Below are 21,578 nucleotides of genomic sequence, written 5' to 3'. Positions count from 1 at the left end.
TGGTAGAATATAGCTGTATAAATGTTGAGCGAAATATAATAACACGAGTATGGCGTGATAAAACACTAATGGCACTGTGTATAAAATAGAAAATTGGGTAGATGATAAATTAAAATTTAGGGAGGTGAACATATATTGGCAAGAGCAAAATATCAGGTATTAGTCATTCCATATCATATTGAAAACGGCAATGTAAAATATTGCATATTTAAAAGAAATGATATGAAAGTATGGCAATTTATAGCAGGTGGTGGAGAAGATGAGGATGAAACTATAATAATATCTGCAAAACGAGAGGCATATGAAGAAGCAAACATAGGTATGGATTGTAAATATTCTGTACTTGATACACAAAATAGCATACCAACATACTGTTTTAAAGAAGCAAGAAAAATATGGGGTGAAAATTGTTTAGTTATTCCTGAATATACATTTGCTGCTAGGATGAATACAACAATTTTGGAATTGTCTCAAGAGCATACAAAATATGAATGGGTTGATTATAAAACTGCATTAAAAAGACTTAGATATGATAGTAATAAAACTGCGTTATGGGAATTAGATAGTAAAATTAAATTAGGAACATTAAATTAAGAATATTCATATTATGATTTAAATACAACAAAATTGTAGTGTGTTACAGTTGTAAGCTTGTCATAAGCTCTAGATTTTGAAATATAGGCTGAAAATTAGGGCTATTGGCAAATAGTAAATGACGAAGAATCTAATAAGCCAACTGGTATTATTCTTTGCACTGATAAAGATTCAGTGGTTGCGGAATATGCTTTAGAAGGATTAGTAAGTAATATTTTGCATCAAAATATATTTATTATATTACCAATAAAGAACAACTCATAACGGAGATCAAAAAAGTGATAAATCAGTGGAGTAAAAATAAAAGATACAAAAGAAAAATGGAAGAAATGAGATTAAAAGAAATACGTAAAAACGAAAGAAAATCACATATAGAAATATATTCTAATGCCGAACTATATAAAGAGGGTAGTTGGCTAATAAGACCAATAAAAACAGTAGTAGATTTGATACCTCTGTTTGATAAATACGAAGAAATTAATGTCTTGGATTTAGGTTGTGGAGTAGGAAGAAATTGCATATGTATTGCTCGACATTATTATGATAGGTTGTGTAAAATAGATTGTGTGGATATACTGGATTTAGCTATCGAAAAACTTTATGCTAATGCTGATGAATATGGTGTTACATCAAATATATGTGGAATAGTTAAATCGATTGATGATTATCAAATTAAAGAAAGAAATTATGATTTAGTAATGGCGGTATCATCTTTGGAACACGTAGATTCAAAAGAAACCTTTGTTAATAAATTGCGAGAAATAGAACATGGCATCCGCAAAAATGGCATTGTATGTTTAGTTGTAAATTCTAATATAAAAGAGTTTGACAAGAAAACAGGAAATGAAATACTTCCACAATTTGAAGTATGCTTACCTACAGAAGAAATGCAAAGGATTTTTGAAAAAGCTTTTAGTGAATGGACAGTATTAAAATCTACTGTGGTGGATCAGCAATATGATATTCCGAGAGATAGTGGAATATGTGAATTGAAAACAAGTGTAGTTACTTTTGTAGCAAAAAAAGGATAGAGATAAAATGGTTAAGGCACTATTGCAGAAAAAAAATCAGTATCAAGAAGTGTTAAAGGAGAATAATACATATGGAGAATAAACTAATAAACACTGGTCAAAATAGTATTATGGATAATTTTATTGAGACAGATGATATATTAAAAGACATGCGACAGATTATTGAATCCTCACAGAAAGCTGCACATCAGGCAGTTAATATGACTCTGGTACAGAGAAATTGGATGATGGGCTATCGAATCGCCAGTGAGGAATTGCATGGTGAAAAGCGGGCAGAGTATGGAACAAAGATAATAAAGAAATTATCTAAGGAATTATCAACAGAGTATGGAAAAGGTTTTACAAAAACAAATCTATACAATTTTTATTCATTTTATAAAACTTATCCAGAGATTTTCCACTCAGCGAGTGGAAAATCTCAACCGATATTATCATGGACACATTATCGCATTTTATTACAAGTAAAAGATGAAAAGGCACGTGAATGGTATGAGAAAGAAGCGCTTCAACAAGCATGGAGTGTTAGAACATTACAACGTAATGTTTCTTCACAGTACTATTACCGTATGCTTCAGACTCAAAAGAAGGATCTTGTAGAAAATGAAATGAATGAACTAACCAAGGAATATCAGAATGATAAGTTAGAATTTATAAAAAATCCGGTTATTGCAGAATTTTTAGGTATGGCTTCAAATACAGATTTTACTGAAAGTGATTTAGAAAATAGCATTTTGTCTAATTTACAGAAGTTTTTGATGGAATTAGGGAAAGGGTATGCTTTTGTGGCAAGACAGCAACATATTCATACAGAAAAGCAGGATTATTACATTGATCTTGTTTTCTATAACTATATTCTCAAATGTTTTGTACTAATAGATTTGAAAACGCAGAAAATTACACATCAGGATGTAGGTCAGATGGATATGTATATTCGGATGTATGACGAACTTAAACGTAGTGAAGGAGACAATCCTACAATTGGAATTGTACTCTGTTCTGATACAGATGAGGATATTGCAAAGTATTCTATTCTTCATGGTAATGAACAGCTTTTTGCATCAAAATATAAGTTATACTTACCAACAGAGGAAGAATTAAGAGCAGAGATTGAAAATCAGAAAACAATGTTTTATTTGCAACAACAGGAAAATGACGAGTAGTTTTTATTAAAGTATAGAAATACTAATGAGTTACTACATTTTGCATATGTATATTTGGAAAGGTTATTATCAGGTTGGGCCCCCGTGTCCCAACCATTTTTTTAGTTTGCGCGCCATGGGCGCGCTCTAACGGGTGAAAGTCTCGAACACGCCCAGATAGTGGGAAGTGTATAGCTGAACAGCAAGGGTGTCCATCGTGAGATGGAATCTGAAGGAAGCTGTAAGCAAATCTCTGGTCCGACGGACAGAAATCACATATAAGGCTAGGCTATGAGAGATAAGTTGGCTAAAAGCAACGAAGTCTAATAACTATCACTTTTGTAGTAGCAGAGTAAATGTGGCGGATATATGGAGAAAAAGAGCGTGCACCTTAAGCGTGGAGGTCTCACAGAGGTTCCATTAGCCTAGTAACAACGAACTGTGAGAAGTCAGCCGAGCCCATAGTAGTGAAGAAGTTTCTGTAATGGAAATGGAGCAGATTTTATCTAGCGGTAATCTCAACAGCGCATATCTGCAAGTCGTACGAAATAAAGGTGCAGAGGGAGTGGACGGAATGAAGTACACGGAACTCAAAGAACATCTTGAAAAGAACGACGAAATCATCAAGGAACAGTTGAGGACAAGAAAGTATAAACCTCAACCAGTACGAAGAGTGGAGATACCAAAGCCTGATGGCGGTGTCAGAAACCTAGGAGTACCAACAGTAACAGACAGATTCATACAGCAAGCCATTGCACAGGTATTAACACCAATCTACGAGGAACAATTCCATGAACATAGTTACGGATTCAGACCGAATAGATGTGCACAGCAAGCAATCCTAACAGCACTTGACATGATGAATGATGGTAACGATTGGATTGTAGACATTGACTTGGAAAAGTTCTTTGACACGGTAAACCATGACAAGCTTATGACTATCATAGGCAGAACTATAAAAGATGGAGATGTTATCTCTATCATAAGGAAATATCTTGTCAGCGGAATCATGATTGACGATGAATATGAGACTAACTATTAAAAGTCAAGCCTTAAAATGATATTTTTTGAGTAAAGTACAGAAATGTATTTTATATAGATTTTAAACTCAATAGAGTTCTTTGAACATTGAAAACTGCATGACAAAAAGAGCATCGTTGCAGGTGCTCAAAAAAGGAGTATTAAATTAGAAAAAATTTAAGAAGCTTTGATGTATTTCTGGCTGTTTTTTTCGAGATGGTAAATAACTCGAACCAGTTTTTTAACGACATGAGATATGGCAACATTGTAATGCTTGCCTTCAGCTCGTTTCTTTGCAAGATATTCAGCAAATGTTGGATCCCATATACAGACATACTTGGCAGAATTATATAAAGCGTAGCGTAAATATCTGGAGCCTCGCTTTTCCATATGTGAGTAAGCACCATCCAATTGTCCGGATTGGTATGTAGATGGTGAGAAACCAGCATAAGCTAAGATTTTATCAGGAGAAGCAAAACGATTGAAATCGCCAATTTCAGCAATAATCATGGCTCCCATACGGTAATTGATTCCGGGAATGCTAAGAATAGGAGAATTGATTTCATCCATAATGATTTTTATTTCATTTTTGATTTCATCAATCTCAGATGTGAGTTCCTGAATGAGCCTGATGGTATGCTTTAATTCCAAGGATTTTGCCGGCATGTTTGAACCAATAGAGGTTCTCGCAGCATTTCTAAATGCAATGGCAGTTTCTTTACCATATCGACCTTTTGATGATTCAGAAAGTAGATTGGTAAGTTTTGTAAGATGAGCATTTGCCACCTGTTTGGCACCGGAAAATTCAGAAAGCATTGCATAAACAGATGCAATGTGAAGTGTTGGAACTAATTTTTCCAATTCAGGAAACAGAATACAGACAAGTCTTGAAACGGAAGATTTTAACTTAGCACGTTCTTTTACCTTATCAAAACGATAACGGGTTAATGACTTTAGCTCTTCGTTGTGATAAGACGTTTCTGAGTAGGACTTTAAGTTCACGTCAGACATTAGCATAGAAGCAATCGTGTGGGCATCAACTTTATCCGTTTTCGTCTGTCTAAGGCTTAGACTTTTTCTGTACAGATTTGTATGTAACGGATTGATAATATAGGTGGGCAAACCTTTATCGATGAGATATCCCAATAGGTTGTAACTATAGTGTCCGGTGGCTTCAAGCCCTACTTTTACTTTTGTTATGTCTTCCATAACGGATTTAATCTTTTGATAAAGTTCATTGAAACCATCTAAGTTGTTTGAGATGGTAAATGCTTTAAATAATACTTCTCCATCTGAGTTTGTGATAAAGCAATCATGCTTGTCTTTTGCAACATCAATTCCTACGTAAATCATAATAAATCTCCTTTAAAATGTATTAATGCTGTTTTAGAACCACAGGGTGCTCCTTGCGATTGTAACCTCGTTCTAAATAAACCGTCATGCGGTATCTAACTAATTAACAAATGAACAAAGAGACTGTGGTTGGAGCCTTTCTAAAACCATCAAGTGGTAGGAAAACAAAACCACTCCACAGCATCTTAAATATCATAGTCGAACCTACAGAAAAGGTAAAGAAAAGATCCCAGGAGGTAGATTAGAATTTGGAGAATCTCCGATGCAAGCCTTAAAAAGAGAAATAAATGAGGAAACAGGTCTTGAAGTTGAAAAGTTAATACTATTAAATGCATGGAATTCTTTTAAAGATGAATGCACAGAGATAATAGGATTAACTTATATATGTACAGCAAATGGAGATAATGTGATGCTTTCAAAAGAACATAGCGATTATGAATGGGTTACATATGAAGAAATGAACGATTACAATTTGGTGAAAGGTATGAGTAGACAATTGGAAGAATTGAATCGTAATTATATAAATAAGTATATAAACGATAATATTGGAAGGGGTTTATGAAATATATGTTAATAACTCAAAATAATAAGTCAAAGCCTTTGATAAATATAGATTATATTCATGTATTGTATAAATATTTGTTTCTACATGAGCAAATTTATCAATTGATAGAAATTACAAAGGATCATATAGAAAAATTTATTGTGTATTGGTTCCCAAGAGTCTATTTGGTTGAACGATAGGGAGAAAATGGTGCATCGTTCAACCAACAGAAGCAACAGTAATATTAAATCCTGATACAGGAGAAGTTGAAAAAAATAAATATACCTATCAATTTTTTTGATAATCTTAATGATTCTGATTATGAGATGATAGAATACAAAGTATCAGAGCATTTACAGGAAAAAGGATTTGACGAAAACTATGAGGCAACAGAAGAAGGAAAAATTTGTGAATCAATACTTGATATGTTATAGAAAGCATCTTGCAGATAATGGCAGGATGTTTTTTTGTGGGAAGGAGAAAATATGGTAAGAGATGATTATCATGTAATTGTGTATCAGATATTATCATATTTGTACCAATGTTTAAAAAAGGTGCTGTCATTGATAGTAAGAACTTTGAACACAACTGTAAGTACTTTCAAATCAATAAAGATTACTGGGTGTACATATTATACAATATGCAATGCGTAGGTAATGTCAGTACACCAGACAGCGTTTAGACACTCAGGATTAAACTGTTCATTAAGAATGTTATGAAGTTCACGGCTAAAGTCAGAGTCTTTTGTTGTGGCAATCCATGGTTTTGACCATTGTGCCCTGATGCCTCTACCTTTGCAGCAACCTCTGTATAGATGGCTTCGGTTAGTCTTTTCCCAGAATGCCTATGACTTAGTATTATCAAGTATTGTTTTTTCAAAATTTAACATATTGAAATTCACTATTTTTCTTTCAACCATTTTTGGGATGTTGAAACGTTTAAAGTACCAAATATTGAACAAAAATATTCTATTACAAATTCTCTCTTTAAATCTTTAACTATTTTGGTATAATAAAATAACAAAATGGATTAGTACTAAGACCAATTTTCGAGTTAATTTTATGAAAGGAGAATTTGGAAATGCATAAGTATTCAAAAAAATTATTTTCAATAAGCATGTCATTTTTACTTATAATTAGCTTATTGTCCAGTACGATGATTTATGGTGCAGAATCAGATACCACTACTTTTTCTGATTTGAATGTAAATAATAACCAAATTGTCGTTCTTTATACAAATGATATACATGGAGGTGTAAGTAATCATTCACAATATTCAGGTTCAAGCAAGAGTTTAGGATTTGCAGGAATTGCCGCCTTAAAAGAGGAGGCTGCTAAGTCTGCTGCCGACGTCACATTGGTAGATATGGGAGATGCACTACAAGGAAGTGTTATTTGCTCACAATCAGACGGATTAGACTGCCTGGATATTATGAACCATGTGGGATATGACTATCAGGTTTTAGGTAATCATGAGTTTGATTATGGAATATCTCAGACTAAAACTTTTATGGAATACTCCACTGCTAAATATCTAGCTGTAAACTATATTGATTTAAAGGAAAATAAAAATATCTCACAGCCATACGACATAAAAACATATAATGTTAACGGTCAAGAAATAAAGATTGGCTACGTAGGTATTCTAACTCCTGAAAATATAACTAAAGGTTCAGTATCTACATATCAGGATGAGGACGGAAATTACATTTATGGATTTTGTGGAACAGACTTGAATGAATTTTACGGAAAGATGCAAGAAGCTGTAAACGAAATGAAATCAAAAGGCGCAGACTATATCGTAGCATTGGGACATCTTGGTGATGAAGGTATTACTGATGGTTGGTCTTCACGTGAATTAATTGCCAATACAACCGGTATTGATGTATTTTTAGATGGTCATGCTCACAGTTTTCTTAGTGGCGATACTGTTAAAAATAAAGAAGGCAAGAATGTTATTTTATCATCTACCGGAACAAAACTAGTTGACATAGGTGTCTTACAAATCACACTGAACAAAGATGGTTCTTTGTCTTCTAAAACAAATCTTGTTAATCAAATCACAGATGAAGAAAAAGAATTATCTTCATACAAAACTATAGATTCTTATGTAACAGGAATCGAATCAAAATATTCTAATTTAGTTAGAAAAGTTGGAGAAAGTGACTTTGGATTGTATAGTTACAATCCGGATACCGGAAACCGAATTATCCGTTCACAGGAAACAAACTTGGGTGATTTTATAACTGATGCGTTTAGAGTTGGTATGGATGCTGATGTTGCTTTTTCTAATGGTGGAAATATTAGAGCCGATTTAGCTTCAGGAGAATTGACCTATTTAGATATTTTAAATGTTTTACCATGGAGTGATTATGTTGTTAAGCTTGAAGTTACTGGTAAACAGTTGCTTGATTGTCTTGAAATGGGAGCTCATTTATGGCCTGAACAATGCGGTGGATTTATTCAAACTTCAGGGTTGACTTATGATATAAACACTGATATTAAACCATCTGTCACAATTGATGAAAACGGACAGTTTGTTTCAGTAGACAGTGAATATCGCGTTAAAAATGTAAAAGTTGGTACAAAACCTTTAGACTTAAATAAAACTTATACATTAGCGATTGATGATTGTTATTATCATGACACAAATGATGGAATGACGATGTTCTTAAATTGCAAAGCTTTAGTAGATGTAGATGCTAAAAAGGTTGATGCCGACTTAGTTTCTGATTATATCTCTTCAAAAGGTGGAACAATCCCTGAAGAATATAGAAATATCAATGGTCAGGAAAGAATTCATTTTATAAATAATTCCACAACTGTGAAACCAGAAACACCAACATCAGAAAACAGCACAACTGTTAAAGAGCAACCTTCTACAAAGGTATCTCAGATTACAACCACACGTAAAATTGCTCCAAATAAGGTTGTAATAAAGAAAGCAAGGAAAACCGGCAAAAAAATCGATCTTAAACTAAAAGCCCTCAAGCGTGCTTCTGGTTACCATGCACAAATATCTTATAAGAGAAACTTTAAAAAAATTGTAAAATCAAAATTTTACAAAAAAGCTAAATTTAAAATGACACTTTCAAAGAAAACCAAGAAAAAAGTGTATGTTCGTGTTCGGGCATATATTTCTTATGGAAAAGTGAAAAAATTTGGTAAATGGTCAAAGATCAAAGTTGTTAAGTAAGAGTATTGATTTTCTTTCCCCTTCAAATCCATCAATTTGAAGGGGAAAGAAAGATAACAATTAAGCTGCTTTGTAGAAAAATCGGATACATTTTTGTATAAATATTAACACGGGAAAGTAAAGACACCTTTAAAGGGTGTCTTTTGTATATTGTAGAAAAGTATATATTATAACAGTTATTACTTTATATTCAGGTGTAGTTTGCTTAGGAAATATTATAAAACTTGAAATACACAAACATTTGCTATAATACTTATGGATAATATTTTATCTAAAAATGGCTCAAAAACGTGAAAATAGATAATATATTATCAGTAAAGGAGAACAAAATATGAAGACATATGTGTGGGAAACCACAGAAGAAATAGATAAAAATATAGCTGGAAGATTAAGAAATATAAGAAAACGGCATTGCATTTCCCAGGAAAAACTTTCAGAAATAAGTGGTGTAAGTTATGGCTCAATAAAAAGATTTGAGTCAACAGGACAGATATCACTTAAAAGTTTAACAAAAATAGCAACCAGTCTAGGTGTGGTAAACGAAATAAGGTCACTGTTTACAGATGTTCCGTATAGGAATATTCAGGAGGTTATAAATGAAGGGAAACAATAAAATATAACAATATCAGGTGGAATACAAATGTTAAAAGACAAGGATATAAGGGAACCTTTATTTGATTTTTTTGATGAAAAATTTGGTAAGGTGAGAATAATAGAGGAAAAGCAGATTGCAAAATCAAGAGCAGATGTAATGCTTGTATTGGAAGAAACTCTTGTAGGGGTGGAAATAAAAAGTGATGCAGATACTTACACAAGACTTGCCAGACAGATAAAAGATTACAATAAATTTTTTGATTACAATTATGTAGTTGTAGGCAGCAGTCACTCCAAACATATAGATGAACATATCCGTGAATACTGGGGAATAATAGTGGCGACTGAAGATGAAGGAGATATAAAATTTCAAATTTTGCGAGAGCCGGGGATTAATAAAAGGGCTCAGAAAACTTACAAAATGAAACGAAAATTAAGCATACTTTGGAGACCGGAACTGGCTCGCATTCAGGAAATAAATAATATGCCAAAGTATAAGCAAAAAAGCAAAGATTTTGTAATAACAAAAATCATGGAAAAAGTTCCGTGGGAGCTGCTACATAAACAGATAAGCGAGGAACTTTTCCAGCGAGACTACAATACTATTGGCGATGTGATACAGGAGTGGAAATTAAAGATAGTTGCACATTGGCTATTTAATGATTTATGGAAAGAAAGAGACAAAATTATTAATAGAGCAATAGAAATGTTAAATGCAACAATTAAAGATGAAAATGTTGTAGATTATACTGATGAAGTAAAAGAATTAAATAAAAAACGAAAGAAATATGAAGAAAAACTTTCCAATCTTGTTGAACTTCGTGTTGAAGGAGATATTTCAAAAGAAGTTTATGAGGAAAAGAAAGGAGTCTTCAAAAAGCAGATTGAGTACATTGATTCAGAGCTATTGAAGCGTGATGTGAAAAATTCCGCAATAGTTTCAAATGTAAAAACGCAGATTCAATTACTTACGGATTTGCTGGAAAAAAAGTATGATGTTATCAGTGGAGATATTCCAGAAGACATAGTGGAAACATTCATAGATCAGATAGTTGTTCATGATGATTATTTTGAATGGAGACTTAGAACATCCACAGAACCGGTGCTATGTAAAGTGGAAGGAAACGAAAAAGATAACACTATTATTTTTTTAGAAAATGACTCCCACAAGGTTGCCGCTCAATACAGGCAGCTATTGCTAACAAGTAATACACTGATAAGTGAAAGGAATATAATTACTTAAAATAATGAACTCCTGTATACCGGAAATGGTGTGCAGGAGTTTTTTTTCACATAAAATAGTGTAAAATCAAAATTATAATATCTTATGGGAGAAAATATAAGTAATATTTCTGTATTAGTAGGTAAAAATGGTTCAGGTAAAACCACTATATTGGACATATTAGGAATGGATAGAGAAGATAGATTGAAAAATTCGATAAAAAAGAAAAGTGTAAAAGATGAGTATTTTTTGTTGTACTATATAGGAAGAAATGACGATGGAGATGATATGTATGGTATAGAAGTAATGGGGAAAAATGTACTAACCCGTAGATTTGAATTATGGAAGCGAAAGAAGCTTAGAAGAAGATGGAGGATGTGTTTTCCTATTAATATCTGATGAAGAAAAGGAACATAGCAAAATAATGAAAAAATATTTTGTAGACAAAGAAGATTGTGAGTTTAAAGATATATTAGTTGAAAACAAGGGTGAACAGTGGATTTCTGAACTATATATTTCAGCTACAGAATATAGCATTACTATTGTGTACAAAAGGGGGGAGAAAAGAAAAAATGTTTAATTGATATTTAACACACGGATAAGTATAATGTAAATATAGAACAAAAGTCGTAGACTTATTTGGAAAGAGACATTTCAAGAGCAGATGTTAAAAAATGTGTTTTGGAAGGTGAAATAATTGAAGATTATCCAGATGATTTTCCACATCCTAGTTGTTTAATTTTTGGATATACTATAAATGATAAAATAATACATGTTGTTGCTGGAAGTGATGGAAAATATATTTATATTATTACAGCATACTTTCCAAATACAATCAAGTTTGAAAAAGATTTAAAGACAAGGAGGAAATAGATATGTGTATGTTTTGCAAATGTGATACAGTTAAACAAAGTACTACAACTCATGTTGTTAATTACAAAAATAGTATCATTGTAATTAAAAATGTTCCTTGTGAAGAATGTGAGCAGTGTGGAGAAAAATATTATACAGACGAAGTAGCAGAACAGTTAGAAAAGATGGTTAATTTAGCAAAGCAAATGATGCAGGAAATTGCAGTGCTAGATTATTCAAAGGTAGCATAAAAAGATAAAGCAGAAATAGGAGTGGCTGTAGTAAGCCTATGATATGTAACGGCTCAGGCAGCTATTGCTAACAAGTAATAAATACACTAGTAAGTATTACAGGGCAAACACTTTTATCCACTTTTGGGGCAAAGTTTTCAGCCAGTAATGAATCAATTTGAATCAGTAATGTAAAACTGAATCAATAGTGCCAGTAGGAAAAAATAAAACTCACATGAGTTGTGAGAGTGTCCAAGCATAAAGAATGACCTTGATGGTTCTGTAGAAATACAGACCGTCAGGGTCTTTTTTGCTAATAAATAGGCTTAAAACAGGCTATTGACAGCAGTTTTTAATAATTGGAGAAATACCTTATTTTAAGGGCTTTCAAGGGTCTTGAGTTACACATAAAATCATAATTTTATGAGGAACAGAAAATGTAATACAGAGTTAAAGGGTATTACTCTGAAGCAATCTATTTTATGTTTGAAACATGAATGGATAGGGGAAATCTCTGAAGGACAAAGAATTTACACAGGATAAAAACTTTGCCCCGAAACAGAATGAAAGAGATTGCCCTATGACAGATATAATTATAAAAAAGTATTTTTTTTATAAAAAAATGAAACTTTTTGGTACTTTGAATAGTCTAAATAGTATAAAGCGTAAAGGAGATAAAATTGAAAGAGAAAAAAGAAGATATAATTAGCAAACTTCTTATAAATAATTATGACAAATATTATCATATAGCATATAGCTATGCTCAAAATAAAAATGATGCACAGGATATAGTACAAAAAGGAGCGTATAAGGCTATATATAATTCGAAAAAATTGCGTCAGGTAAAATATGCAGACACATGGATATGCAAAATTATTATAAATGAAGCAATTAATTATATTAAAAAAAACAGGTTTAATTGGGATAGAGATATTGTAAATGAAATGAAAGATGAAAAAGATGTGTTTGAGATTGAAGATAATAAGATTGAATTGAAACAGGCGTTGAACAAATTAACAGATAAAGAAAGGGCTGTAATTGTATTAAGATATTTTGAAGAAATGAGTTTAAATGATGTTGCGTACATTTTAGGTGAAAACTTAAGTACAGTAAAAAGTAGGATATATAGGGCACTTGAGAAGTTAAAAGAGTATATGATAGTTAAATAAATTGTGATATGAAGGAGAAATTAAGATGGTAAATGATGAAATGTTAAAAAAACTTAAAAGTCAATATATTGGAGTCGAAGTTCCTGATGATGAAAAAATGAAATTAAATGAAGTTTTAGAGTATGCTAAGATTGATAAAAAAAGAAAAAGGAAAAAAGTTATAATTGCAAGATGGATGATTTCTGTTGCTGCATTGTTGTTAGTTGTAATTATGCCAAATACAAATGAAACATTGGCATCATCTTTGAAAAATATACCTTTGGTGGGAAATATTTTTACTGTAATAACAGTTAGAAAATATGATAAAGATAAAGATATCAAAGTTAATATGGCAAAAGTAGATTCTAATGGAGATATTAAAAACAAAAAAACAGTTGAAAAGTTAAATAATGATATAAAAAAATATACAAACAAGATAGTGAATCAATATAAAACTGATTTAGGTTCAAGTGGATTTAGTGATTTATATATGGATTATAAAATTGTTGTTAATAATGATAAGTGGTTTACAATAGCATTTACAATAAATGAAACCGGAGCAAGTGGATACGAATTTCATAGATATTACAATATAGATAAATCAAGTGGAAAGATTGTTAGTCTAAAAGATATGTTTAAGAAAAAATCTGATTATATAAAGATTATAAGTAATGATATAAAACGACAAATGAAACAACAAATGTTGACTAAAGACGTTGTATATTTTATTAAAGATAATGGCATTTCTACAGGATTTAAAGAAATATCAGGCAATCAAAACTACTATATAAATAATGAGGAAAATATAGTAATTGCATTTGATGAGTACGAGGTAGGACCAGGATGTACAGGGGCGCCTAAGTTTGTAATATCAAAAGATATAGTAAAAAATATTTTAAATAATTAAGAAACATAAATACAGATAATGGAGACGAAAAAGATGACAAGAGATGAAAAAAAACAAAAGAGAATAAGACAACTTAAAATGCGTGTAGTATCCACGTTATTAATATTGTGTTTAGTAATCGGAGCAGGCGGTTGTATTTTAATAGAAAAAAACAAAGGGAGTAAAATAGTTGTAAGAGTTAATGGTGAAGTTGTTGAAAATACAAAGAATGTTGCGGCTAATGGTGAAAAGGCTTCAACTGAAACAAAGAAAGAAAACGGTAAAACCGAAGAGAAAACAACAAAAGATAATAAAAGAGTAATTGATCCTAATAAACCTATGATTGCATTAACCTTCGATGACGGGCCGGGGGAGAGAACATTGGAATTGCTGGAAACATTGGAAAAATATAAAGTTAGAGCTTCGTTTTTTATGTGTGGTACAAGTCTTTCCAGAAACGATATAAAGGTGGAAGAAATTTTAAAGAAAATGGATGAATTAGGATGTGACATGGGAAATCATACGATGGATCATCAGTCATTGCTAACATTATCCTCGAAAAAAATCAAATGGGAAGTGGAAGGGGTTAATGATTTGATTAAGAAGCATGTTGGACATGGAACTAAATTTGTGAGACCACCTTACGGAGCAGGAATCAGGGATAAGAAGGTAAGTAAATATGTAAATGCACCTATGGTTTGCTGGTCTGTGGATACATTGGATTGGAAGACAAAAAGCAAAAAGAAAACAATAAGGTCTGTTATGAATGATGCTCATGATGGAGATATAGTGTTGATGCATGACATTCATGGATGGACAGTAGATGCAGTAAAAAAGATTGTTCCAAAACTACTAAAAAAGGGATATCAGTTAGTTACAGTATCTGAAATGGCAGAGGCTAAAGGCTGCAAACTAGAAAATAGAAAGCCATATTTTGAATTCTTCTAGATATAAGAACCGTTATGTTAAATTAAAAACTTAGCATTGCGGTTTTTATATGCAAAAAATTAACTTTTCACAGGAGATAAATAACCAGATAGAACCAGATACAAAAACAATTAAATAAAGGCTAAAAGTATTATCTGTCCCAACTTAAAAATGGTGTGTATTTTTTAGAAATGGTAACCAAATTTTATATTTCATTGAGCCTTAATTTGTAAGGTGATAACCTACAAAAAAGAGTGAAAATAGGAGGGAAACATGCTAAAAAGATTTATTTCAATTTTGCTAACAGTAGTTATGGTTAGCACGTTGTGGGGCGGTATGAATTTTGGTCAAAATGTTGAAGTAAAAGCTGCAACTGCAGGAATAACTAATGGTGCAACTTATACAATTGTATCGGCATATAATGGTAAGGCAATAACACAGACTGACCTTTCAACATTTTATGCAAATTGTGTGGTTTGGAACACAGATGCAATGAGCGATTTGGCAAGATGGACATTAAAGGAAACAGGGGATTATTATAATATCACCAATGTAGTATCCGGCAAAAGTATAAAAATAACCGGAAAAAACAATGGGGATAATATGGACTTAAATGGTAATGATAATTCTGATAATTACAGATGGAAGTTAGTGCCAATTACATCAGGAAAATATTCAGGATGTTACTATATTGTTTCAGCTGTAAAAAATGATAATGGTGAAGAAGAATATGCTGAAATTATCAGTGATGATGACAAAAAAGATAAGGATGGCGCACAGGTCAGATTATGGACAAAGGCAAAAAGTGTAGATTATGAGCCTCGTCAGATTTGGAGAATACAAAAGAGTGATGCTGAGAATTTATCATTTACTGAAGCAATGGCGGACAAGGCTTTAGAAGCATTTAAGAACAAATATTATGTTAAAAATTCAACAACAGGATATGACAGCCTGGGTGGTGGATTCTGGGGAATTGCAGAAGTTATGGAGGCTATGCTTGATGGATATGAAACAACAGGAAAATCAATTTACAGGGATATGTTTCAAAATACATATAAGGATTTTATAGCAAGAAATGGAGATTATTGGTCAAATAATGATTTTAATGATGATATAGCCTGGGCAGTGCTTGATTCCGTAAGAGCATATTTGTTGTTTGGTGATCAGAGTTACTTAGACATTGCCAAGAAAAACTGGGACTTTATGTATAAAAGAGGAACAGAAGGAAGAACAGACGGGCTTATCAGATGGTCTCATGAAAGCGGAAAAGGTGACGGAACAACGTCATGTATTAACGGACCTGCAACAGTAGGTGCATGTTATCTTGCAATTGCCACGGGCGATGACAGTTACTATACAAAAGCTAAAAGGGTATTTGATGCATGGAGAAACAGTTCACTGTATGTAAGGGAAGGCGATGATGCAGGACATGTATGGGATAGTGCAGGAAACGCCTGGCGTTCTACTTATAATCAGGGAACTTTCCTTGGAGCAGCAATCATGCTTTATGAAAAATATGGAACACAGCAGTATTATGATGATGCATGCAATGTCATGGCAAATACAGTAAAAAACTTATGCTATAACAATATTTTAAAAGAAGAGAATACAAATTCAGGTGACCTTTCAGGTATGAGAGGAATTCTCATGAGGTATATGAGAAAATTCATTGTAGATTTTAATAAGGGTGAGTATCTTTCATTCTTTAAAGATAATGCAAGAGTTGCATGGATGAATAGTAATTCAAAAGGAATTATGCAATGTTCATGGCAGAATAAAGCATCTGAAGACGCAACATGGGATTCATTTGCGGCTTATAACGCCATTTCACTTATGGCGAATATGCCGACATATGCAGATAATTTACAAAGAGATGCTTATTCAAATATTGAAGCAGAAGATTTAGATTATTGTAAAGGGCTTATTTCAGAAAATTCCGGCGGAACAAGTGGTGGCAGAAGTCTTGGTGGTGTAAAGAACGGCAACTATGCTGCTTACTACAATATTGATTTTGGTGAGACAGGTGCGTCAAAACTTACATTTAAATATTCAAGAGAAACTGAAAAAGAAGATGCAAATGGAATACTGGAATTTAGGCTTGGAAGCACAACAGGACCACTTATTGCAAAGGCAAGCATTGAAAATACAGGAACATGGCAGAACTGGAAGGAAGTGACAATTGATACAGCCCGCATTACCGGAGTACAGAACGTATACATAGTGTTTAAGTCAGATACATCACATGTATGTAATTTTGATTATTTTAAATTTACTAAGGCAACAAAGGATGATCAGGGATACTTTTTCCTAAAGTCAGATGCATCAAAGCAGTATGCAAGGTGTAAAAACGGAAGCAGTGATACAACAATTGTTGCAACAAGTGATAATAGAGATGAGTGGGAACAGTTTAAAATAATTAAAAATGATGATGGAACAGTTTCTTTCAAATCATTAGTGTCAGGAAAATATATATGTATGGTAAGTGAAGGAGCATATCTTACAGCAAGCACCTCCGCAATATATAACGGAGAAAAATTTGTTATAGAAAGATACGCGGAAGATACAAGTAAAAATAAACAGTTTGCTATTAGGTCAATTGCAAATGGAAAGTATTTGTGTGTTGATCCAAATGGCGACAAGGCGGTTCTTTCAACTTCAACTACTATAGGTGGCTTAGGGGAAACTTTCCATATGGAAACCGTAAATGGAGAATGGATAGTGCCTGACGGAACTGTTCTTGCGGATAGTGCATATAAAGATGCATTTTCAAAAATTGAAGCAGAGAACACAGATGACTATAATGGAACAATTAATTATGATACATACCTAGGAAATACCAATGACGGTGAATGGGCAAGATATGATAGTGTAAGGTTTACCAAAACCGCAAAGAGTATTATAATGAATTACTCTGTAAGAGGTAAGATTGCCACAGGAAAAGTATCATTATATTTAGATAGTTTGGATACGACACCTGTTGGAGAATTGTATCTGACTGAAACTGCTGAAGATAGTTGGGATACATATGTTGAAAAAAAGTTTGCTTTGGAAAAAGAGATAAGTACAGGAGTTCATAAGGTATATCTTAAATTTACTCCTGACAGCGGAAAGACATATGTTGGAAATATTGATTATTTCTTATTTAGTGAAGAACCAACAACAGTAGCACCACCTACTACAGTAGCACCTACGACAGAGGCACCTACAACAGCAGCGCCTACAACGGTTGCGCCAACAACAGAGGTACCAACAACGGTAGCCCCTACGACAGAGGTACCAACAACGGTAGCACCTACAACAGCAGCACCAACAACGGTAGCTCCTACTACAGAGGCACCAACAACGGTAGCTCCTACTACAGAGGTACCAACAACGGTTGCACCTACTACAGTAGCCCCTACAACGGTGGCACCTACAACGGAAGCCCCAACGACAGAGGCACAGACAACAATGGCGCCTACAACACAGAGTAAAACTTCAACAGAAGCAATTGGAGAAGGAAGCGATGTAGGTAAGGTTAACAGGAAAATACTTAACTGCAAGAATGATAAGGATTTAGCAGGATCTACTTTCGGAAAACTTTGTGTAAAGGTTAAGAAGAGCAAGAAGAAGGCTATCAGTCTTACATGGAAGAAAATACAGGTTGCTAAGACATATGTTATATATGGTGCAAAATGTGGAACTTCATATAAGAAGATTGCAACTGTTCACAGCAAGACATTTACTAATAAGAAGCTAAAGAAAGGTACTTATTATAAGTACATGGTTGTTGCATTAAATGAAAAGGGCAAAGTGGTAGCAATATCCAAGTTAATTCATGTGGCAACAAAGGGTGGAAAAGTAGGTAACTGTAAGAAACTTAAAGTGAACAAATCAAAGGTTAACATAAAGCAGGGCAGGAAGTTCAAGTTAAAAGTTAAACAGATTGCTAAATCAAAGAAGGTTAAATTAAAGAAACATAGAAAGACAGCCTTCGAATCAGATAATCAGGATGTGGCTGTTGTATCCAAAAAGGGAGTCATTACAGCTAAGAAGAAAGGCAAATGTTCAGTTTATGTTTATGCACAGAATGGTGTGTACAAACGAGTGAAAGTTACAGTTAAATAAAGATATATAATATTAGAAAAGTAGCGGGCATTATGATACGCCCCGGTCATATAGACAGGGGCGTATCATGAAGCCCGTTATTTTGGCTTAAAAACAACAAAGAAGCAACGTTTATTTTTGTATTATATAGATTGCCAAATTTAAATATCCTGCAAATGAAGGTAAAAAACAATATTGACCAAAAGAAATTAAAAGCAAGTTAAATAAACAGATAAGGCTTTATCATTAGGTTAATCTGAAATTACTGCAAGATCGGAACTGATACCCATAAGGACATACAGAATAGTCCAAATAATTGGGAAAACACATCCCAGTGGAGAGAAAGGCAGCTTGTTTATCATCTCAAAGGTCTGCATATTTCCCCGGGTTAAAAGGGCAGATAAAACACCCCTATGGAATTATTGTATATTAGAGAACAGGATTTCCATCTGGCTAGTGGAGAAGAGTAGGATGATATTCTGAATCATTATGAAAAAAGAATAGAAAAATTACGATTTGGAAAGAGTAGCCAATGAAAAATACTTGATTCAAATTAGTTGTCGATATTGTCAATAAGTTTGAAATAAACTTTTATATGTGGAATTTTTAAATATATATTACACATATTAATTCAAAAAATAAAAAAATATCGACAATATCTACAGGACAAAAAAGAGAGGAGAAAGCATACGCGTAGGTTTTTAGCGTTCATAAAAAGTCTTAGAAATAATTTGCAAAAAATGAACAATCTTCAGATTTACAGAATGATGAAGAGTACTGGAACTATTTGTTTAAAATGGCTATAGAATACGAAGAAGAAGCTAACTGTAATATAAGTATAGGACAGGTAAGGTCAGAGTTGCATTCTATTGCAGAGTAAGTACGCAACACGAAAGCCAGATAGGAGCTTTAGAAAACCAAATTCAGTACCTATCATACCAGTATGGGAGGTGGGTGACAACTACCCTGAGTCTGTGAAATAAAGTCTGTAAATAGACATTCTATGATAAGTGATGGAGCTGTAAGTTCATGAAATGAGCTTGCAGCTCTTGTTTATATAACTAGCATATAAAAATACCCATGTCAAGGACGCCCGTTTTATAACGGGCGTATATTTATCCTTGATATTGGGTATTTTTTATGCTATTCAGGCAAACGGCCTTCGTACATAATGCTCAGTTCTCCATACACCTGAGCCCAGTTTCTTAAGGTCGTTGTCCATTTTTTCGTTGCTTCAAAGGTTGAAAGGTACAGTGCTTTCAATAATGCCTTATCACTTGGAAATACACTTCTCTGACGATTAAGTTTCCTGTATGTTGAATTTAAACTTTCAATGGCATTGGTTGTATATATTACTTTTCGTACAGTATCTGAAAATTTAAAAATAGGCGATATCACATCCCAGTTGTCCTTCCATCTTTTCATGGAGTTCGGATATTTTCTTCATTAACTGCCTGATATATTGTCTTAAGGTCTTTCGCAAAGGCTTTTCTGTCTTTGTCGGGTACATATTTAAGAGTATTTCTCACCTGATGAACTATGCACCTTTGATATTCTGTGTTTGGGAAAGCTGCCGATATGGCTTCCTTTATGCCACTTAAACCATCGGCACATATAACAAGAATGTCTTTTACACCTCGGTTTTTTAATTCATTCAATACAGACAACCAGTATTTAGAGCTTTCATTATCTCCAACACTTATGCTTAATACATCCTTTTTTCCATCCACTGTAATTCCAAGAATTACATAAGCAGCAAGTTTTCTTATTATTCCCTCATCCCTTACAGAATAATGAATGGCATCAATGTAAACAACAGGATAAACGTCATCTAATGGTCGGTTTTGCCAGTCCTCGATTTGTGGCATTATTTTATCAGTCACATCAGAAATAAATCCTTCTGATGTTTCAAATCCATAAATATCCTCGATTGTGTCGGAAATCTGTCGTGTTGTCATTCCCTTTGCGTACATTGAGATTATTTTCTGGTCAATGTCTGAAATGTCTTTCTGACGTTTCTTTACAATCTGTGGTTCAAAAGTAGAACGACGGTCCTGTGGAACATCGATTTCCATGGAACCATAACTGCTGTTGACACGTTTTGACTTGTAACCGTTTCGATAATCATCGGATTCTGAACGTTGTGATTTTGAATAACCTAAATAGTCATCCATTTCAGCTTCCATCATTTCCTTGATTGTGCCTCCAAGAAGATCTTTTAATGCATCCTGGATGTCTTCAGCTGTCTGAATGTCATATTCATCCAATAGCTGGTGGATGATGGCACGTTTGCCATCAGTCATTTGTACCTTGTGTACTTTTTTTCTTTCTCTTGCCATAATTAAGGCCTCCTATAATAATAAATTTTATCATAGAAGGCCTATTAATTATATTTAAATATTTAATTTACAGAAAAACTTTCACACTCTCACTACCCTAGGCTAGAGGGTTTCATTTCTCACTTCTTTCTTACGCTGGCGATTTCCAACTTCTTCATATAAATACTCTAAATCATGCAAAGCAGATAATTTTGTATTTTCAAGTTCTCTTTCTCCTTCATCTCTAATCTCTTCCGATAATTTTTGTTCACATTACTTAACTATATTTTCTAACTTTCCTATCTTTTTTGAGGAGATTCTTTTTCTTCTGATATAGTCATCTCTTTAGTTCTTTTATATTTATTGTATTGATTTTCTAAAGAATTACAAATTTCAATACTCTGTTTAATGTTTTTAAATAGTTAAAATTTAATTTTTG

Annotated in this window: 17 protein-coding genes and 4 pseudogenes; 18 read left to right on the top strand and 3 right to left on the bottom strand. The window is 33.1% G+C overall.

The features are described 5' to 3' along the window. Positions 1 to 135 precede the first annotated feature (135 nt). From ACQY63_RS05500 to ACQY63_RS05485, 4 genes are all read left to right on the top strand, one after another. A complete protein-coding gene (locus ACQY63_RS05500) occupies positions 136 to 594 on the top strand; it encodes an NUDIX hydrolase (RefSeq protein WP_118231551.1) in 459 nt (152 codons plus the stop codon). Between the two features lie 278 nt (positions 595 to 872). Further along, a complete protein-coding gene (locus tag ACQY63_RS05495; protein WP_186840661.1) occupies positions 873 to 1,625 on the top strand; it encodes a class I SAM-dependent methyltransferase in 753 nt (250 codons plus the stop codon). A 71-nt stretch (positions 1,626 to 1,696) separates the two neighbouring features. After that, on the top strand, positions 1,697 to 2,785 hold the full coding sequence (locus ACQY63_RS05490) for a PDDEXK nuclease domain-containing protein (RefSeq protein WP_288933080.1): 1,089 nt from the start codon (positions 1,697 to 1,699) through the stop codon (positions 2,783 to 2,785). Between the two features lie 652 nt (positions 2,786 to 3,437). Continuing rightward, complete coding sequence (locus ACQY63_RS05485; RefSeq protein WP_428244846.1) at positions 3,438 to 3,806, top strand: reverse transcriptase domain-containing protein; 369 nt, start codon at positions 3,438 to 3,440, stop codon at positions 3,804 to 3,806. A gap of 155 nt (positions 3,807 to 3,961) precedes the next feature. Here ACQY63_RS05485 and ACQY63_RS05480 read toward each other — a convergent pair whose 3' ends face one another. Continuing rightward, positions 3,962 to 5,137 carry an IS110 family transposase gene (locus tag ACQY63_RS05480; protein ID WP_428244844.1) on the bottom strand — a complete coding sequence of 392 codons (1,176 nt, stop codon included), beginning with the start codon at positions 5,135 to 5,137 and terminating at the stop codon, positions 3,962 to 3,964. A 220-nt stretch (positions 5,138 to 5,357) separates the two neighbouring features. Here ACQY63_RS05480 and ACQY63_RS05475 point away from each other — a divergent pair. From ACQY63_RS05475 to ACQY63_RS05410, 14 genes and pseudogenes are all read left to right on the top strand, one after another. Continuing rightward, positions 5,358 to 5,699 (top strand): annotated as a pseudogene (locus ACQY63_RS05475) (NUDIX domain-containing protein); the annotation flags it as partial. Positions 5,700 to 5,947: 248 nt separating this feature from the next. Further along, positions 5,948 to 6,115 carry a hypothetical protein gene (locus ACQY63_RS05470; RefSeq protein ID WP_158561106.1) on the top strand — a complete coding sequence of 56 codons (168 nt, stop codon included), beginning with the start codon at positions 5,948 to 5,950 and terminating at the stop codon, positions 6,113 to 6,115. Positions 6,116 to 6,761: 646 nt separating this feature from the next. Continuing rightward, complete coding sequence (locus ACQY63_RS05465) at positions 6,762 to 8,876, top strand: bifunctional metallophosphatase/5'-nucleotidase (RefSeq protein WP_428244843.1); 2,115 nt, start codon at positions 6,762 to 6,764, stop codon at positions 8,874 to 8,876. 331 nt (positions 8,877 to 9,207) lie between these two features. Further along, positions 9,208 to 9,489, top strand: coding sequence for a helix-turn-helix domain-containing protein (locus tag ACQY63_RS05460; RefSeq protein ID WP_428244842.1), 282 nt, complete (start codon positions 9,208 to 9,210; stop codon positions 9,487 to 9,489). Between the two features lie 27 nt (positions 9,490 to 9,516). Further along, positions 9,517 to 10,713 (top strand): sce7726 family protein, encoded by a 1,197-nt coding sequence (locus ACQY63_RS05455; RefSeq protein WP_428244841.1) that lies wholly within the window; start codon positions 9,517 to 9,519, stop codon positions 10,711 to 10,713. An 84-nt stretch (positions 10,714 to 10,797) separates the two neighbouring features. Next, positions 10,798 to 10,878, top strand: a pseudogene (locus tag ACQY63_RS05450) (hypothetical protein); the annotation flags it as partial. After that, positions 10,879 to 11,091 carry a hypothetical protein gene (locus ACQY63_RS05445; protein ID WP_147337657.1) on the top strand — a complete coding sequence of 71 codons (213 nt, stop codon included), beginning with the start codon at positions 10,879 to 10,881 and terminating at the stop codon, positions 11,089 to 11,091. 25 nt (positions 11,092 to 11,116) lie between these two features. Beyond that, positions 11,117 to 11,272 carry a hypothetical protein gene (locus ACQY63_RS05440; RefSeq protein WP_158561142.1) on the top strand — a complete coding sequence of 52 codons (156 nt, stop codon included), beginning with the start codon at positions 11,117 to 11,119 and terminating at the stop codon, positions 11,270 to 11,272. Between the two features lie 59 nt (positions 11,273 to 11,331). Further along, complete coding sequence (locus tag ACQY63_RS05435) at positions 11,332 to 11,565, top strand: DUF4258 domain-containing protein (RefSeq protein WP_428244840.1); 234 nt, start codon at positions 11,332 to 11,334, stop codon at positions 11,563 to 11,565. Between the two features lie 8 nt (positions 11,566 to 11,573). After that, positions 11,574 to 11,795 (top strand): type II toxin-antitoxin system MqsA family antitoxin, encoded by a 222-nt coding sequence (locus ACQY63_RS05430; RefSeq protein WP_336302302.1) that lies wholly within the window; start codon positions 11,574 to 11,576, stop codon positions 11,793 to 11,795. A 659-nt stretch (positions 11,796 to 12,454) separates the two neighbouring features. Next, positions 12,455 to 12,943 carry an RNA polymerase sigma factor gene (locus tag ACQY63_RS05425; RefSeq protein ID WP_428244839.1) on the top strand — a complete coding sequence of 163 codons (489 nt, stop codon included), beginning with the start codon at positions 12,455 to 12,457 and terminating at the stop codon, positions 12,941 to 12,943. A gap of 25 nt (positions 12,944 to 12,968) precedes the next feature. After that, positions 12,969 to 13,829: an RsiV family protein gene (locus tag ACQY63_RS05420; protein ID WP_428244838.1), complete on the top strand. Its 861-nt coding sequence runs from the start codon at positions 12,969 to 12,971 to the stop codon at positions 13,827 to 13,829. A gap of 33 nt (positions 13,830 to 13,862) precedes the next feature. After that, positions 13,863 to 14,756, top strand: coding sequence for a polysaccharide deacetylase family protein (locus ACQY63_RS05415; protein ID WP_302690422.1), 894 nt, complete (start codon positions 13,863 to 13,865; stop codon positions 14,754 to 14,756). Between the two features lie 252 nt (positions 14,757 to 15,008). Then, positions 15,009 to 18,842, top strand: coding sequence for a glycoside hydrolase family 76 protein (locus tag ACQY63_RS05410; protein ID WP_428244837.1), 3,834 nt, complete (start codon positions 15,009 to 15,011; stop codon positions 18,840 to 18,842). Positions 18,843 to 19,072: 230 nt separating this feature from the next. Here the strand turns inward: ACQY63_RS05410 and ACQY63_RS05405 are convergent. Next, positions 19,073 to 19,219: pseudogene (locus ACQY63_RS05405) on the bottom strand (TspO/MBR family protein); the annotation flags it as partial. Between the two features lie 745 nt (positions 19,220 to 19,964). After that, positions 19,965 to 21,160, bottom strand: a pseudogene (locus tag ACQY63_RS05400) (IS256 family transposase). Between the last annotated feature and the right edge of the window lie 418 nt (positions 21,161 to 21,578).

The organism is Eubacterium sp. Marseille-QA0814 (assembly GCF_965119675.1).
GTDB lineage: Bacteria > Bacillota > Clostridia > Lachnospirales > Lachnospiraceae > Eubacterium_G.
This window is presented reverse-complemented; position numbering and strand designations above follow the sequence as displayed.

Excerpts from the sequence above, each read along its gene's own strand:
- ACQY63_RS05490 (WP_288933080.1), top strand. The coding sequence starts at position 1,697 with ATGGAGAATAAACTAATAAACACTGGTCAAAATAGTATTATGGATAAT.
- ACQY63_RS05480 (WP_428244844.1), bottom strand. The coding sequence starts at position 5,137 with ATGATTTACGTAGGAATTGATGTTGCAAAAGACAAGCATGATTGCTTT.
- ACQY63_RS05465 (WP_428244843.1), top strand. The coding sequence starts at position 6,762 with ATGCATAAGTATTCAAAAAAATTATTTTCAATAAGCATGTCATTTTTA.
- ACQY63_RS05460 (WP_428244842.1), top strand. The coding sequence starts at position 9,208 with ATGAAGACATATGTGTGGGAAACCACAGAAGAAATAGATAAAAATATA.
- ACQY63_RS05455 (WP_428244841.1), top strand. The coding sequence starts at position 9,517 with ATGTTAAAAGACAAGGATATAAGGGAACCTTTATTTGATTTTTTTGAT.
- ACQY63_RS05445 (WP_147337657.1), top strand. The coding sequence starts at position 10,879 with ATGGATAGAGAAGATAGATTGAAAAATTCGATAAAAAAGAAAAGTGTA.
- ACQY63_RS05440 (WP_158561142.1), top strand. The coding sequence starts at position 11,117 with ATGAAAAAATATTTTGTAGACAAAGAAGATTGTGAGTTTAAAGATATA.
- ACQY63_RS05430 (WP_336302302.1), top strand. The coding sequence starts at position 11,574 with ATGTTTTGCAAATGTGATACAGTTAAACAAAGTACTACAACTCATGTT.
- ACQY63_RS05420 (WP_428244838.1), top strand. The coding sequence starts at position 12,969 with ATGGTAAATGATGAAATGTTAAAAAAACTTAAAAGTCAATATATTGGA.
- ACQY63_RS05415 (WP_302690422.1), top strand. The coding sequence starts at position 13,863 with ATGACAAGAGATGAAAAAAAACAAAAGAGAATAAGACAACTTAAAATG.
- ACQY63_RS05410 (WP_428244837.1), top strand. The coding sequence starts at position 15,009 with ATGCTAAAAAGATTTATTTCAATTTTGCTAACAGTAGTTATGGTTAGC.